This is a genomic window from Bacillus siamensis KCTC 13613 (assembly GCF_000262045.1).
Taxonomy (GTDB): Bacteria; Bacillota; Bacilli; order Bacillales; family Bacillaceae; genus Bacillus; species Bacillus siamensis.
This window is the reverse complement of the sequence record NZ_AJVF01000013.1, coordinates 120,387-136,246: the sequence shown is the minus strand read 5'-3', so window position 1 is coordinate 136,246 and position 15,860 is coordinate 120,387. Positions and strand designations below refer to the sequence as shown.

The following is a 15,860-nucleotide window of genomic DNA, read 5'->3' as shown; positions in this document are numbered from 1 at the left end:
ATACACAACATGTTTGAGACACTGACACACGGCACTCTATTGCAAAAAACCGCCGAAGAAACAGAAGCGGAAATCGCCGCCGTTCATAAAAGAATAGAAGAAATCAGTGAACGGAATGAATGGAGAGTCCTGCAAAGCTACAGAAAGCATAAAGTAAGCGATACGCATTTTACACCTTCAACCGGATACGGTTATGATGACATCGGCAGGGATACTCTGGAAGAGATCTATGCTGATGTGTTCGGAGGAGAGGCGGGGCTTGTGAGACCGCAAATCATTTCGGGGACGCACGCGATCTCAATCGCGCTGTTCGGTGTGCTGAGACCCGGAGACGAATTGCTTTATATCACAGGCAAGCCTTATGACACACTCGAAGAAATTGTCGGGGTGAGAGGCGGGGAGTATTCAGGCTCGCTTAAGGAATTTCAAATCGGGTATCATGCAGTCGATTTAACCACAGAAGGCAAAGTGGACTTCGAAGCGGTCCGTGCTGCAATCCGTCCGAATACAAAAGTGATCGGTATTCAGCGTTCAAAAGGATATGCGAACCGCCCGTCTTTCAGGATAAATGAGATTGAAGAGATGATTCGTTTCGTAAAAGAAATCAAAGAAGATGTCATTGTTTTTGTGGACAATTGCTACGGAGAATTTGCGGAAGAGCGGGAACCCTGTCACGTCGGAGCGGATCTTATGGCCGGCTCCCTGATTAAAAACCCGGGCGGCGGTCTTGCCAAAACGGGGGGATACCTTGTGGGGAAAGCCAAGTGGATTGAAGCCTGCTCTTACCGGATGACCTCACCGGGAATCGGAAGTGAAGCCGGCGCATCGCTGTATTCACTGCAGGAAATGTATCAAGGTTTTTTTCTCGCTCCGCACGTAGTGGCGCAAAGCTTGAAGGGAGCGGTATTTACCGCCCGTTTTCTTGAAAAGCTGGGATTTTCGTCAAACCCTGCATGGAATGCGCCGAGAACGGATCTGATCCAATCTGTTGAGTTTCAGGACCCTGATAAGATGATCGCTTTTTGCCAGGCGATACAATATGCGTCCCCGATTAATGCGCATGTCACGCCTTATCCGAGCTATATGCCAGGATATGAAGACGATGTCATTATGGCAGCGGGCACTTTCGTACAGGGGGCGAGCATTGAATTATCGGCAGATGGCCCTATCAGACCGCCTTACGTCGCGTATGTCCAAGGAGGATTAACCTATGCGCACGTGAAAAATGCGATTTGCAGCGCAGTTAATGCTCTAATGGAAAAAGGGCTGATCTGAGCCGTTTGCAATTTTCAAAGAATTTGATGTTAAGATTCCTTACATTGTGTTGACACAAAATATAACATCACCTATAATGAGACTAAGATAAGAAAAGGAGGAAATTGAGATGAGTGATAACATTCGCCGCTCAATGCCTTTATTTCCAATAGGAATTGTCATGCAGTTAACAGAACTTTCTGCCCGGCAAATTCGATATTATGAGGAAAATGGACTGATATTTCCAGCGAGAAGCGAAGGAAATAGACGATTATTTTCATTCCATGATGTAGATAAACTGTTAGAAATCAAAAATTTGATTGAACAAGGCGTCAATATGGCGGGGATCAAACAAATTCTGGATAAGGCATCTGCCGAACCGGAAGAAAAATCCGAAAAAACTGCCAAACCGATGAAGCACAATCTGTCTGACGACGAACTCAGAAAGCTTCTGAAAAACGAACTGATGCAGGCAGGCCGATTCCAGCGGGGGAACACCTTCCGCCAAGGTGATATGTCCCGATTCTTTCATTAATCCGTTAGCAACTGTTTTGCTATATACATTTACCTTTTAGAGGAGGAGTTTTACGAAATGGCAAAGTACACAAGAGAAGACATCGTAAAATTAGTAAATGAGGAAAACGTAAAGTACATCCGCCTTCAGTTTACAGACATTCTCGGAACGATTAAAAACGTGGAAATTCCTGTGAGCCAGCTTGAAAAAGCACTTGATAATAAATGCATGTTTGACGGTTCTTCCATCGAAGGTTTTGTCCGCATCGAAGAATCTGATATGTACTTATATCCTGATCTGAACACATTTGTTATCTTCCCATGGACGGCTGAAAAAGGTAAAGTAGCACGCTTCATCTGTGATATCTACAATCCGGACGGCACCCCGTTCGAAGGTGACCCGCGTAACAACCTCAAACGGATTCTGAAAGAAATGAAAGAACTCGGTTTCAGCGATTTCAATCTTGGACCTGAGCCTGAATTCTTCCTGTTTAAATTAGATGAAAAAGGCGAACCGACACTCGAATTAAACGATAAAGGCGGATACTTCGACCTGGCTCCGACTGACTTGGGAGAAAACTGCCGCCGCGATATCGTGCTTGAGCTGGAAGAAATGGGCTTTGAAATCGAAGCATCTCACCATGAAGTCGCTCCCGGCCAGCACGAAATCGATTTTAAATATGCCGGTGCCATCCGTTCTTGTGACGACATCCAAACTTTCAAACTTGTCGTCAAAACGATTGCCCGCAAACACGGTCTGCATGCGACATTCATGCCAAAACCGCTGTTCGGCGTAAACGGTTCCGGTATGCACTGTAATCTATCACTCTTCAAAGATGGCGTTAACGCATTCTTTGATAAAGACGCTGATCTTCAGCTGAGTGAAACAGCAAAACACTTCATTGCCGGTATCGTAAAACACGCGACAAGCTTTACAGCTGTCACAAACCCGACAGTGAACTCTTATAAACGCCTTGTTCCGGGCTATGAAGCACCTTGCTACGTGGCATGGAGCGCGCAAAACAGAAGCCCGCTGATCCGTATTCCGGCTTCCCGCGGCATCAGCACGCGTGTTGAAGTCCGCAGTGTAGACCCGGCGGCAAACCCGTACCTGGCATTAAGCGTATTGCTTGCAGCAGGCCTTGACGGAATCAAAAATAAACTTGAAGCGCCGGCTCCGATTGACCGCAACATCTACGTCATGAGCAAAGAAGAGCGCATGGAAAGCGGAATCGTAGACCTTCCGGCGACACTTGCGGAAGCTCTCGACGAATTCAAATCAAACGAAGTCATGGTTGCAGCTCTCGGTGAGCATCTGTTCGAACACTTCATCGAAGCAAAAGAAATCGAATGGGATATGTTCCGCACACAGGTTCATCCGTGGGAGCGCGAACAATACATGTCTCAGTATTAATCTCTCAATCCCTTGGCACTATTGGTGTCAGGGGATTTTTGTTTTTGACCGCCAAAAATACTAAACATATATATTCTTCATAACCATCAACTGATGAATTTTCAAGTTTCTCTGAGACATGGGAGTCCACGTCTGAAGTGATGGTTATATTTTTATGTCCAAATAGTCCCTGTAAACATTTCATTGTTGCCCCAGATCAAAAAGAAGAACAGCGTCACAAACTGTAAAATACAGACGGATTACAGTGTTTTTCCCTTAATAAAAAGACCAGGGTGTTGGTATCACCCCGGCTCTGTAATAAAAGCTGCCCATCAAAGGACTTGCTCAGCTGATATTCATGATAGACCTATTCCTTCAGGTTCTGAGGCTCAAGGGAGGTCTGTTTTTTTCTTATATACGTCAACAGGCCGATTATAAACGGCTCGAATAATCATTTATATTTAATGAGGATATTATATGATTTCCTTCATTTTTCATTTTCAATAGGAAGGAGCAGGTAATTCATCGATTTTTATACGAAGTAAACTATAAGGTTTCTGTCGTAAGTCTTTTCCATAATGAAATCTAGCCTGCCGATGTAATTGGTTCACGATGACGTATAAGTATCCATCCGGACCAATCGAAAAAGTATCCGGCCATAAAATACGCGGATCATGTGCGATGGTTTGCATTGTGCCATTCGGCAGTATTTTTCGAATACTATTGTTCTCGTAATCTCCGGCATAAACGGCTCCTTTTGCATCTGTAATCATTCCATCAGACGCACCTTTTTCTCCCCAATACGCCACATGATAAAGTAAATCCATGTCCGGTATATTTCTATCTCTCAGGGCTTCTGTTGAGATCGAGAACAAATGGCGGCTGGTCAGTGGACAAAAAAATAATACCTTTCCGTCAGGAGAAATCGCAATACCGTCGGAGGCCAGCCTAAATGGGGAAGTTGAACCATCCCTGTTACGATTCATCAAAATTTTGCCTTCTACTTTCGGTATAAAATAGGAATCCGGTGAAGTTGGATTTGCTCCATTTAACCGTCTGTATGCATTTCTGGTTTCCAAATCAACGACGATAATCGCTCCTGGTCCTTTGGAAGAAGAATCCGTTATATAGGCATAACCTGCAGTTCCAACACGAAAATCAAATCGGACATCATTCAGGTAAGTTGTTGGCAGGACAACATCTTCTGTAAAGGTATACACTCTTCTGATTGTATTGGTTTTTAAATCAACAGCGACTAATTTTGCCCTGCCTTTAATTGGTTCAGAAAAATTGGGCGCCGCTGTATCTAGTACCCAAAGCGTTCCCCTTCCATCAGCAACTACACTTTGGACACTGATGAAACTCATTTTGATAGTCTCGGGGTTAACCAAATTGGTTTGTAAATCAGGATAGGGCTGCAATTTATCCCCAACTATTTCCGCCACCGTAAATTTAACATCGTCTCCCCATTTCGGAAAACAAATGAAAATACGACCAGTTTCCGAAACCGTAACACCGGTAGGCATAGCTCCATAAAATGCATAAACCAGTTCTAAATCACCGAAATACTTTTCAAAAGGCAGCATAGGTTTCATAATATCCTCCTCAACCAATTAAACGGGATATCACTTATATATGATTCGCATTTTTTCTAGTGCCTGTTTATTAATACGTTTTTCTAAACGAAAAGGTGATGATCAGTCAGCCACAAGGGATTTTTACTTATACGTCTGTCGAAGCAGTTGGCGATTACACTATGGTATGCCCTTGGCCGGTTTTAAATTTTCTGAAAAAGGAGTTGAAAAAGCAGATCAGATTTTATAAGATTAAATCAAGTTAGTTTGTTTACGCAACAAACTAAGGAATCCGATTAAATTACCCGTAATTTAAATGCATGATGGGAGGGGGATAAGGGGCTCGAAAGAAGAATTTAAAAAACGAAAGCACGGGGCTTTTATCCTTTCCGGGCATATAAGATGAAATTGCAGCCATCTGATCACTATTTATCTGAGGAAAACGCTCTGTGAAAGTCATCTGCTATCAGTTTATGAAAGCGCTTTTATGAAGTGCGCACTGCCCAATAAATTTGAAGACATGTTATATCCTTTCATACTGGTTCCTTATGAAAGATCGAAAAGGGGAGGAAATCATGCTCAGTGAAAATGTAAAGAAGATTAGCATGGCTGAAAAAGTTGGATATGCGTCTGGGGATTTTGCATGTAATTTAATTTATGCAACGGTGTCTACTTATCTTTTGTTCTTCTATACAGATGTATTTGGTTTATCGGCAGCCGCCGCCGGTACGATGTTTTTAGTGGTCAGAATCATCGACGCCCTCGCTGATCCTTTTATTGGAACTATAGTAGACAGAACAAATAGCAGGTTTGGGCGCTTCAGACCGTATCTTTTATTCGGAGCTTTTCCATTTGTCATACTGGCCATCCTCTGTTTTACAACCCCCGATTTTTCAGATATGGGGAAATTAATATATGCCTATATCACATATGTCGGCTTGTCGCTTACATACACAGCGATAAACGTTCCGTATGGCGCGTTAACTTCTGCCATGACCAGAAATAATCAAGAAGTTGTTAGTATAACATCTGTCCGTATGTTATTTGCGAATCTTGGGGGGCTTGTCGTTGCATTTTTTGTTCCCTTACTGGCTGCTTATTTAAGCGATACTTCCGGCAGCGAATCTCTTGGCTGGCAGCTAACCATGGCCATTATGGGATTCATAGGCGGGGGCCTTTTAATCTTTTGTTTTAAAAGCACAAAAGAGCGTGTCACTCTTCAAAAATCTGAAGAAAAAATTAAATTTTCGGATATATTCGAGCAATTTCGTGTTAATCGGCCGCTTGTGGTATTAAGTATTTTCTTTATTATTATTTTTGGAGTGAATTCAATAAGTAATTCGGTCGGCATCTATTACGTGACATATAACTTAGGAAGAGAGGATTTAGTGAAGTGGTACGGTTTGTTAGGAAGTTTGCCCGCTCTGGTCATTTTACCTTTTATTCCAAAGCTTCATCAACTATTGGGGAAGAAGAAATTACTAAACTACGCATTATTACTGAATATGATCGGCCTCTTAGCTTTACTGTTTGTTCCGTCAAGTAATGTATTCCTTATCCTTTCCTTTCGATTACTGGCTGCTGCCGGAAGTCTCACTGCCGGGGGATATATGTGGGCGCTTATTCCTGAAACAATAGAATATGGAGAGTACAGAACCGGGAAAAGAATGGGCGGGCTCATATATGCTATTATCGGATTTTTCTTTAAATTCGGCATGGCCTTGGGAGGGGTTATACCTGGGCTGGTTTTAGATAAGTTTGGATATGTGGCAAATCAGGTGCAAACGGCGGAGGCATTGACGGGAATTTTAATTACAACCACCATTATTCCCGTGTTCTTACTGGTTTTAGCCATGATTGATATTAATTTCTATAACTTAGATGAGAAAAAATATAAAAACATGGTTCGAGAATTAGAGAATAGAGACAAGGTTTATTTGGATCATATTGATGATTTCAAAGCTTAAAATATGATGAGTCAACAGAAAATAGCTAAGGAGGCGTTCCGATGAAGATTATCAATCCGGTACTTAAAGGATTTAATCCCGATCCAAGTATTTGCAGGGTGGGAGAGGATTATTATATCGCCGTATCTACATTTGAGTGGTTTCCGGGAGTCCAGATACACCACTCAAAAGATTTAGTGAATTGGCACTTAGTTGCACATCCATTACAGAGAGTTTCGCAATTAGATATGAAAGGAAACCCTAATTCAGGAGGGGTCTGGGCGCCATGTTTAAGTTACAGCGACGGAAAGTTTTGGCTGATCTATACGGATGTTAAGGTAGTAGATGGCGCCTGGAAAGATTGCCACAATTATTTAGTGACTTGTGACACGATTGATGGTGATTGGGGGGAGCCGATCACATTAAATAGCTCGGGATTTGATGCTTCTTTGTTCCATGATACGGATGGAAAAAAATATTTATTAAATATGTTATGGGATCAGCGTATTGATCGGCACTCCTTTGGAGGCATTGTCATGCAGGAATATTCTGATAAGGAGCAAAAACTAATCGGTAAACCGAAAGTGATATTTAAAGGAACTGAAAGAAAGCTGACAGAAGCGCCGCACCTTTATCATATCGGGAACTATTATTATTTATTAACTGCAGAAGGAGGAACGCGGTTCGAACATGCTGCTACAATTGCCCGTTCTGCAAATATTGAGGGGCCATATGAAGTTCATCCTGATAATCCTATCTTAACGTCATGGCATGATCCGGAAAATCTGCTGCAAAAATGCGGGCATGCATCCATCGTTCAAACACATACAGGTGAGTGGTATTTAGCTCATTTAACGGGGCGTCCTATTCATCCGGACGATGATTCAATTTTTCAGCAGCGAGGTTATTGTCCTTTGGGCAGAGAAACAGCTATTCAAAAACTCTATTGGAAAGATGAATGGCCTTATGTAGCTGGCGGAAAAGAGGGAAGTTTGGAGGTGGAAGCGCCTTCTATTCCTGAAACCATATTTGAAGCAACGTACCCGGAAGTTGATGAATTCGAGAACTCAACATTAAATATCAATTTTCAAACGTTAAGGATTCCGTTCACGAAAGAATTAGGCTCATTGACTCAAGTGCCAAATCATTTGCGGTTATACGGCCATGAATCATTAACCTCGGCATTTACTCAGGCATTTGTAGCCAGACGCTGGCAAAGTCTCCATTTTGAAGCGGAAACAGCTGTAGCGTTTTTCCCGGAGAATTTTCAACAAGCCGCTGGATTGGTGAACTATTACAATACAGAGAACTGGACGGCTCTTCAAGTCACGCATGATGAAGAACTCGGCCGTATTCTTGAATTAACAATATGTGATAACTTTTCTTTTTCACAGCCATTAAAAAATAAAATTGTGATCCCCGGTGAAGTAAAGTATGTCTATTTAAAAGTGAATATCGAAAAGGAAAAATATTATTATTTCTATTCGTTTAACAAAGAAGACTGGCATAAAATTGACATTACATTAGAATCGAAAAAATTATCAGATGATTACATCCGCGGAGGAGGATTCTTTACAGGAGCTTTTGTAGGGATGCAGTGCCAAGATACCAGCGGTCACCACATTCCGGCTGACTTCAGATATTTTCGTTATAAAGAAAAATAATGCGCACAAGAAAAAGGAGCTTCTATTTTAGAACTCCTTTTTCATATCATGTCCTATGTGAAAAATTCCTTCAGAAATACTCCTGTTCAGCATGAAAAAAACAGCGTAAAACTTAATGATTAACCATATCAAGAAAATGATCAATTACAATCGAGGACATTCCCAATGCCGATGCATTTTTTCCTAAAACAGATGGTAATAATTCATAACTATTGCCTAATTGGGAATAAACCCGGGACGACACTTCGCTTCTAATTGAATTTAAAACCATAGGATGCGATTCAATGATGCTGTTTCTTAAAATGATGGCTTGCGGATTGAATGTATTCAAAATATTGGTCAGGCCTATCCCTAAATAGAAGCCGAAATTCTGTAAGGCACGTAAAGTTCCAACATCATTCAGATGGGCGAGGTCTATGATATCTTGATTGGATACTTTTTTTTCTTTCGTCTGAAGAGATTTTAATAAAGCCTTCTCTGAAGCATACAATTCCCAGCAGCCCCGGTTTCCGCAGCTGCATTTCGGACCATTAAAGTCTATTGTCATATGTCCCATTTCTCCAGAGAATCCGCCAACCCCTCTATATAAATCATTATTGATTATAACGCCGATCCCTATCCCTGTACCGATACTTGCATAAATCATGTTATCGTGATTTTTTGCAGCGCCAAATACTTTTTCTCCATATGCGCCGGCATTTGCCTCATTTTCAATAAAAACAGGCACATTGAACTTCTCTTGGATGATAGGTTTTAAGTCAATATTTCTCCAGTTGGAGTTCGGAGTGAAAACAATTTTTTGATTTTTATCAATTAATCCGGGAACGCATATGCCTATACCGATAAGCCCGTATGGAGATTGCGGCATATTCGCAATAAAGTGATGAATCATCTCAATTAAAATATCTTTCGTTATTTCAGGAGAGCTGCATTCCAAATGATGGTGTTGATCAAGGACGATCGTCCCTTCAAGGTCTGTTAAAATGCCGTTAATATAATCGACCCCGACATCTATTCCTACGGAGTATCCTGCTTTTTTATTAAAAACAAGCATGACAGGTCGTCTGCCGCCGCTTGATTGTCCCTGACCGATTTCAAATACAAGGTTTTCTTTCATTAATGTGTTTACCTGTGATGAAACAGTAGATTTATTTAATCCGGTCATTTCAGATAATTTTGCTCTTGAAATAGGTGAGTTTTTAAGGATTTCTTTTAATAATAACTTTTGGTTTACTTTTTTGACAAAGGCTTGATCAGCGATATCCACTTCATCCACTCCATTTGTATAATCTTTAAATTAAGTTGAGTTTTCTGTGTTATCATGCTAAGCGTCACACATAGCGAATCCAACCTTATTATATCTAATGTATTCGTGAAAAACTAAAAAAAATATTGAAAATACTGATGAGGTTATATAAGATGAAAATATGTTAGTTTGTTTAAGCAACAAACTAACATGCGAATATGACATAAAATGCGCTTGAATTTATTTTTAAGGGGGAAATGTCATGGCTCAGTCTCATTCCGGTACAGCCGGCTATTTTGAAAGCGTAAACAAAGTGATTTATGAAGGGAAAGATTCCACGAATCCTTTAGCATTTAAATATTATAATCCTCAAGAAGTAATCGGCGGAAAGACAATGAAAGAGCACCTGCGGTTTTCTATTGCTTATTGGCATACATTTACCGCTGACGGTACAGACATGTTTGGAGCAGCTACGATGCAAAGACCGTGGGATCGTTATAAAGGCATGGATCTGGCGAGAGCGAGGGTAGAAGCAGCATTTGAGATGTTTGAAAAACTGGATGCGCCATTTTTTGCTTTCCATGACCGGGATATCGCACCTGAAGGAAGTACGTTAAAAGAGACAAATCAAAATTTAGATATTATCGTGAGCATGATGAAAGAATACATGAGAACGAGCGGCGTGAAGCTATTATGGAATACTGCAAACATGTTCACGAATCCCCGTTTCGTCCATGGTGCCGCGACTTCTTGCAATGCAGATGTGTTTGCGTATGCCGCAGCACAAGTAAAAAAAGGGCTGGAAACAGCAAAAGAGCTCGGCGCCGAAAACTATGTATTTTGGGGCGGACGTGAAGGATACGAAACATTGTTAAATACGAATTTAAAATTTGAGCTTGATAATTTGGCCAGATTCATGCATATGGCAGTGGATTATGCGAAGGAAATCGGGTATACAGGGCAATTTTTGATTGAACCAAAACCAAAAGAGCCGACCACTCATCAATATGATACAGATGCAGCAACAACCATTGCCTTTTTGAAGCAATATGGCTTAGACAGTCATTTTAAATTAAATCTCGAAGCCAATCATGCCACATTAGCCGGGCATACATTCGAACATGAATTACGAATGGCGAGAGTGCATGGCCTTCTTGGATCTGTTGATGCGAATCAAGGTGATCCGCTTTTAGGCTGGGACACAGATGAATTTCCGACAGATTTATATTCTGCGACATTAGCCATGTACGAAATCCTGCAAAATGGCGGCCTTGGAAGCGGCGGATTAAACTTTGACGCAAAGGTCAGAAGATCTTCTTTTGAGCCTGATGATTTACTTTATGCCCATGTTGCAGGGATGGATGCATTTGCAAGGGGATTGAAAGTCGCTCACAAATTAATCGAAGACCGTGTGTTTGAAGATGTGATTCAGCATCGCTATCGCAGCTTTACCGAAGGGATCGGTCTTGAAATTGCAGAAGGAAGAGCTGATTTTAAGACACTTGAGCAATATGCGCTAAACAATCAGCCAATTAAAAACGAATCAGGGAGACAGGAGCGGTTAAAAGCGATATTGAACCAATACATTTTAGAGGTATAACAAAGAAGCTTGATCCGCTAAAAAGTTTTAGCAGGGAAAGCCGAGCTGCCCCGGAACTTCCCGTTCTGGCGGGAAGTTTCAATGGGGACCTATTGAGAGGGAAAGGAGTGAAAAAATGAAGTATGTCATTGGGATAGATCTTGGAACGAGCGCCGTTAAAACCATTTTAGTCAATCAAAACGGCAAGGTTTGTGCAGAAACGTCCAAAAGATATCCGCTTATTCAAGAGAAGGCGGGGTATAGTGAGCAAAATCCCGAAGACTGGGTGCAGCAAACAATTGATGCCTTGGCTGAATTGGTTTCTGAATCCGGTGTTCAAGCCGAAGATATAGACGGGATAAGCTATTCAGGACAAATGCATGGGTTAGTCCTGCTTGACCAAGATGGGCAGGTGCTGCGTCATGCGATTCTTTGGAATGATACCCGAACGACGCCTCAATGTATGAGGATGACCGAGACATTTGGCGATCATCTGCTTGATATCACAAAAAACCGTGTCCTGGAAGGGTTTACATTGCCTAAAATGTTATGGGTGAAGGAACATGAGCCTGAACTTTTTAAAAAAACTGCTGTTTTTTTGCTTCCGAAAGACTATGTGAGATTCCGTATGACCGGTGCCATTCACACCGAATACTCCGATGCAGCGGGAACGTTACTTTTAGATATTACCCGCAAGGAGTGGAGCGATGATATTTGCAATCAATTCGGTATTTCTGCAGATATTTGTCCTCCGCTTGTTGAATCCCATGATTGCGTAGGATCGCTGCTTCCGAACGTCGCGGCGGAGACAGGGCTGATGGAAAAAACAAAAGTGTACGCCGGGGGAGCAGATAATGCTTGCGGTGCAATTGGAGCCGATATCCTTTCATCCGGAAAAACATTATGCAGTATTGGGACGTCAGGGGTCATACTTTCCTGTGAAGAAGACAAAGAAAGGGACTTTAAAGGGAAAGTGCACTTTTTTAATCATGGAAAAAAGGATTCTTTTTATACGATGGGAGTCACACTCGCTGCTGGATACAGCTTAGACTGGTTTAAAAGAACGTTTGCGCCAAACGAATCGTTTGAACAATTATTGGATGGGGTGGAAGCTATTCCGATAGGAGCAAATGGACTGCTGTATACTCCTTATTTGGTTGGTGAAAGAACGCCGCATGCGGATTCATCTATTCGGGGAAGCTTGATCGGAATGGATGCGTCCCATAAAAGAGAGCATTTTATGAGGGCGGTAATGGAAGGCATCACATTCTCTTTAAATGAATCAATTGAGCTATTCCGCGAAGCGGGAAAATCAGTTGATTCTGTTGTCTCTATTGGCGGGGGAGCTAAAAATGAAACGTGGCTTCAAATGCAAGCTGATATTTTCAATACGCGGGTGATTAAGTTAGAAAACGAACAAGGTCCCGCCATGGGAGCTGCTATGTTAGCTGCCTTCGGGAGCGGGTGGTTTGAATCCCTTGAAGAATGTGCAGAGCAATTTATACGTGAGGCTGCTGTATTCTATCCGGAAGAACAAAATGTTCAAAAATATAAAACACTATTCGATTTGTATAAGAACATTTATACTCATACAAAGGATCTCAATACAGCTTTGAAGCGTTTTCGGAAAAATGAATGATAAGTGCGGTTCGTCAAGAGAGTGTTTTTGCCGGGAGATCAATGAAAAAACAATTAACAGCTAAAAAGCTTTGATGGCAAAGCTGCTAATAAATAATGTCATTTGTCGGGGGAAACAGATAATCATTCTGACTCCGTGGAGATACCTTTCTGCAATGGATTCACAGATATCATTCAACTTCAGGAGTTCCTTAGAAAATTAAAAAAGAACCCCGCCAAATTGGCCAGGTTCTTTTTATATTGCACAAAAACAGACACGGTGATATAATCAGATCACGCGTGCTTTTTGTGTTAAAATTCATAGTTATCCATCTTATATTATGATTATATCATGCTGAAAAGCTCTTGTCAATTTTTTTTTGAAGGGGAGATATAGAATGAGTTCTTTGGTTCTCGGTATTCACGAAATTGAAAAAACACAGCCTTTGCTCGTTGGAGGAAAAGGGTTGCATTTAGGGGAATTATCAAAAATTCAAGGAATACAAGTACCAGAAGGATTTTGTGTCACAACAGCAGGATATCAAAAAGCCATTGAACAAAACGAAACGTTACAAGCGCTGTTGGATCAACTGACCATGCTGAAAGTGGAGAATCGGGATCAAATCGGTAAAATCAGCAGGGAAATTCGGCAAACCATTATGGAAGCAGAAATTCCTTCCGATGTAGTTAAAGCAGTTGCTTGCTATCTCTCCCAGTATGGCGAAGAACATGCCTATGCCGTGCGTTCTAGTGCGACTGCTGAAGATTTACCGCATGCCTCTTTTGCCGGTCAGCAAGACACCTATTTAAATATTACCGGTGTCGATGCAATCTTGCAGCATATCAGTAAATGTTGGGCGTCCCTATTTACTGATCGCGCGGTCATTTACCGTATGCAAAATGGATTTGATCACAGCCAAGTTTATTTATCCGTTATCATCCAAAGGATGGTTTTCCCTCAGGCTTCGGGGATCTTATTTACCGCTGATCCGGTGACCAGAAACCGAAAGCTGCTATCCATTGATGCCGGTTTTGGACTTGGTGAAGCACTGGTCTCTGGCTTGGTATCCGCCGATTGTTATAAAGTACAGGACGGGCAAATCGTCGATAAGAGAATAGAAACTAAAAAAAAGGCTGTCTATGGACGAAAAGAAGGCGGAACGGAAACACAAGCGATTGATCTTGATCAGCAAAAGATTCAAACACTGACTGATGAACAAATTTTACAGCTGGCACGTATCGGGAGGCAGATCGAAGCTCATTTCGGCCAGCCGCAAGATATCGAATGGTGTTTGGACCGCGATACTTTTTATATTGTCCAGAGTCGTCCGATCACAACGTTATACCCCGTTCCTGAAGCGAACGATCAAGAAAATCACGTCTATATCTCTGTTGGTCATCAACAAATGATGACGGATCCTATAAAACCCCTTGGATTGTCTTTTTTTCTGTTGACGACTTCTGCACCCATGCGTAAAGCCGGCGGAAGGCTATTTGTTGATGTCACACATCATCTGGCATCCCCTAAAGTCAGAGAAGTTTTCTTAAAAGGCATGGGGCAGCACGATCCGCTCTTAAAAGACGCACTTATGACCATAATAGAGCGACGTGATTTCATTAAGCCGATACCTGATAAAACGGCACCGATTCCCGGAAAAGGCAATGCAGATATACCGGATCAAACTGAAAACGATCCGGCAATTGTTTCTGATTTGATTAAGAGCAGTGAAACATCGATAGAAGAGTTAAAACAAAACATCCAGACGAAATCAGGATCTGATTTACTTCGTTTTATTTTGGATGATATCCAGGAATTAAAGAAGATTTTATTTAACCCAAAAAGTTCGGTATTAATTCGAACTGCAATGGATGCTTCATTATGGATTAACGAAAAAATGAACGAGTGGTTAGGTGAAAAAAACGCAGCAGACACGCTTTCTCAATCTGTATCCCATAATATTACTTCAGAAATGGGGCTTGCGCTATTGGACGTCGCCGATGTGATCCGTCCTTATCCAGAAATAATTGCTTATTTAGAGGATGTAAAAGATGATTCCTTTTTGGATGAGCTGGTGAAATTTGAAGGCGGACAGGAAATCCATGACGCCATCTATGCTTTCCTCAACAAGTACGGAATGCGATGTGCCGGAGAAATTGATATGACAAGAACTCGATGGAGCGAAAAACCAACTGCACTTGTCCCTATGATTCTTAATAATCTCAAAAACTTTGAGCCAAATGCCAGCCGGCAGAAATTTGAGCAAGGGCGGCAGGAGGCATTGAAGAAAGAACAAGAGTTATTAGATCGATTGAAGCAATTACCGGATGGTGAACAAAAAGCCAAAGAAACCGAACGAATGATCCGCATCATCCGGAACTTCAGCGGCTTCAGAGAATATCCAAAATACGGAATGGTCAGCCGCTATTTTGTTTATAAGCAGGCTTTACTGAAAGAAGCCGAACAACTCGCTGAAGCGGGTATTATTCAAGAAAAAGAAGACATATACTATCTTACTTTTGAAGAACTTCAAGAAGTCGTACGCACAAATATATTGGATTACCAAATCATCAGTACACGAAAAGACGAGTACAAAGTATATGAAAGACTATCTCCGCCGCGTGTTATCACGTCTGACGGCGAAATCGTTACAGGCGAGTACAAACGAGACAATCTCCCGGCCGGAGCGATTGCAGGGCTTCCTGTTTCCTCGGGAGTCATAGAGGGGCGGGCACGTGTTATTTTAAACATGGAAGATGCCAATTTGGAAGAAGGAGATATATTAGTTACCACCTTTACCGATCCCAGCTGGACACCATTGTTTGTATCCATAAAAGGCCTGGTCACTGAAGTTGGCGGACTGATGACCCATGGAGCGGTTATAGCGCGTGAATACGGCTTACCTGCAGTTGTTGGAGTTGAAAATGCAACCCAATTGATAAAAGATGGGCAACGAATCCGCGTACATGGAACAGAAGGCTGTATTGAAATATTATAATAGCGGGTGTGTGCAGCGGGACATCAAGTATTCTCTGCACTTGTACCAATGGTAATAACAAAGGTCGAACAATAAGAA

Annotated in this window: 10 protein-coding genes; 8 read left to right on the top strand and 2 right to left on the bottom strand. The window is 41.8% G+C overall.

Features of this window, described 5'->3' with window-relative positions:
* Positions 1 to 9 precede the first annotated feature (9 nt).
* From Y79_RS0100960 to glnA, 3 genes are all read left to right on the top strand, one after another.
* Positions 10 to 1,275, top strand: coding sequence for a methionine gamma-lyase family protein (locus Y79_RS0100960; RefSeq protein ID WP_016936015.1), 1,266 nt, complete (start codon positions 10 to 12; stop codon positions 1,273 to 1,275).
* Between the two features lie 109 nt (positions 1,276 to 1,384).
* A complete protein-coding gene (locus Y79_RS0100955) occupies positions 1,385 to 1,789 on the top strand; it encodes a MerR family transcriptional regulator (RefSeq protein ID WP_007410366.1) in 405 nt (134 codons plus the stop codon).
* A gap of 57 nt (positions 1,790 to 1,846) precedes the next feature.
* Entirely contained in the window at positions 1,847 to 3,181 is a 1,335-nt protein-coding gene (gene glnA / locus Y79_RS0100950; RefSeq protein WP_016936014.1) for a type I glutamate--ammonia ligase, read from the top strand.
* A 479-nt stretch (positions 3,182 to 3,660) separates the two neighbouring features.
* Here glnA and Y79_RS0100945 read toward each other — a convergent pair whose 3' ends face one another.
* Positions 3,661 to 4,755, bottom strand: a complete 1,095-nt coding sequence (locus tag Y79_RS0100945; protein WP_016936013.1) for an L-dopachrome tautomerase-related protein — start codon at positions 4,753 to 4,755, stop codon at positions 3,661 to 3,663.
* Between the two features lie 554 nt (positions 4,756 to 5,309).
* Here Y79_RS0100945 and Y79_RS0100940 point away from each other — a divergent pair.
* A complete protein-coding gene (locus tag Y79_RS0100940) occupies positions 5,310 to 6,701 on the top strand; it encodes an MFS transporter (RefSeq protein WP_016936012.1) in 1,392 nt (463 codons plus the stop codon).
* A 41-nt stretch (positions 6,702 to 6,742) separates the two neighbouring features.
* Positions 6,743 to 8,344 carry a xylan 1,4-beta-xylosidase gene (gene xynB / locus Y79_RS0100935; RefSeq protein ID WP_016936011.1) on the top strand — a complete coding sequence of 534 codons (1,602 nt, stop codon included), beginning with the start codon at positions 6,743 to 6,745 and terminating at the stop codon, positions 8,342 to 8,344.
* Between the two features lie 112 nt (positions 8,345 to 8,456).
* On the opposite strand, the gene xylR is transcribed toward xynB, so the two are convergent.
* Positions 8,457 to 9,611, bottom strand: a complete 1,155-nt coding sequence (gene xylR, locus Y79_RS0100930; RefSeq protein WP_016936010.1) for a transcriptional repressor XylR — start codon at positions 9,609 to 9,611, stop codon at positions 8,457 to 8,459.
* Between the two features lie 241 nt (positions 9,612 to 9,852).
* Here xylR and xylA point away from each other — a divergent pair, with 241 nt between their 5' ends.
* The 3 genes from xylA to ppsA all read left to right on the top strand — a co-directional run bounded on the left by xylA (position 9,853) and on the right by ppsA (position 15,782).
* On the top strand, positions 9,853 to 11,190 hold the full coding sequence (gene xylA, locus Y79_RS0100925) for a xylose isomerase (protein WP_016936009.1): 1,338 nt from the start codon (positions 9,853 to 9,855) through the stop codon (positions 11,188 to 11,190).
* A gap of 115 nt (positions 11,191 to 11,305) precedes the next feature.
* A complete protein-coding gene (gene xylB / locus Y79_RS0100920; RefSeq protein ID WP_016936008.1) occupies positions 11,306 to 12,808 on the top strand; it encodes a xylulokinase in 1,503 nt (500 codons plus the stop codon).
* Between the two features lie 376 nt (positions 12,809 to 13,184).
* Positions 13,185 to 15,782, top strand: coding sequence for a phosphoenolpyruvate synthase (gene ppsA, locus Y79_RS0100915; RefSeq protein WP_016936007.1), 2,598 nt, complete (start codon positions 13,185 to 13,187; stop codon positions 15,780 to 15,782).
* Positions 15,783 to 15,860: the final 78 nt, after the last annotated feature.

Bases quoted from the DNA above. Each gene is read 5' to 3' on its own strand.
- Y79_RS0100960 (WP_016936015.1), top strand. From the start codon at position 10: ATGTTTGAGACACTGACACACGGCACTCTATTGCAAAAAACCGCCGAA.
- Y79_RS0100955 (WP_007410366.1), top strand. From the start codon at position 1,385: ATGAGTGATAACATTCGCCGCTCAATGCCTTTATTTCCAATAGGAATT.
- glnA (WP_016936014.1), top strand. From the start codon at position 1,847: ATGGCAAAGTACACAAGAGAAGACATCGTAAAATTAGTAAATGAGGAA.
- Y79_RS0100945 (WP_016936013.1), bottom strand. From the start codon at position 4,755: ATGAAACCTATGCTGCCTTTTGAAAAGTATTTCGGTGATTTAGAACTG.
- Y79_RS0100940 (WP_016936012.1), top strand. From the start codon at position 5,310: ATGCTCAGTGAAAATGTAAAGAAGATTAGCATGGCTGAAAAAGTTGGA.
- xynB (WP_016936011.1), top strand. From the start codon at position 6,743: ATGAAGATTATCAATCCGGTACTTAAAGGATTTAATCCCGATCCAAGT.
- xylA (WP_016936009.1), top strand. From the start codon at position 9,853: ATGGCTCAGTCTCATTCCGGTACAGCCGGCTATTTTGAAAGCGTAAAC.
- xylB (WP_016936008.1), top strand. From the start codon at position 11,306: ATGAAGTATGTCATTGGGATAGATCTTGGAACGAGCGCCGTTAAAACC.
- ppsA (WP_016936007.1), top strand. From the start codon at position 13,185: ATGAGTTCTTTGGTTCTCGGTATTCACGAAATTGAAAAAACACAGCCT.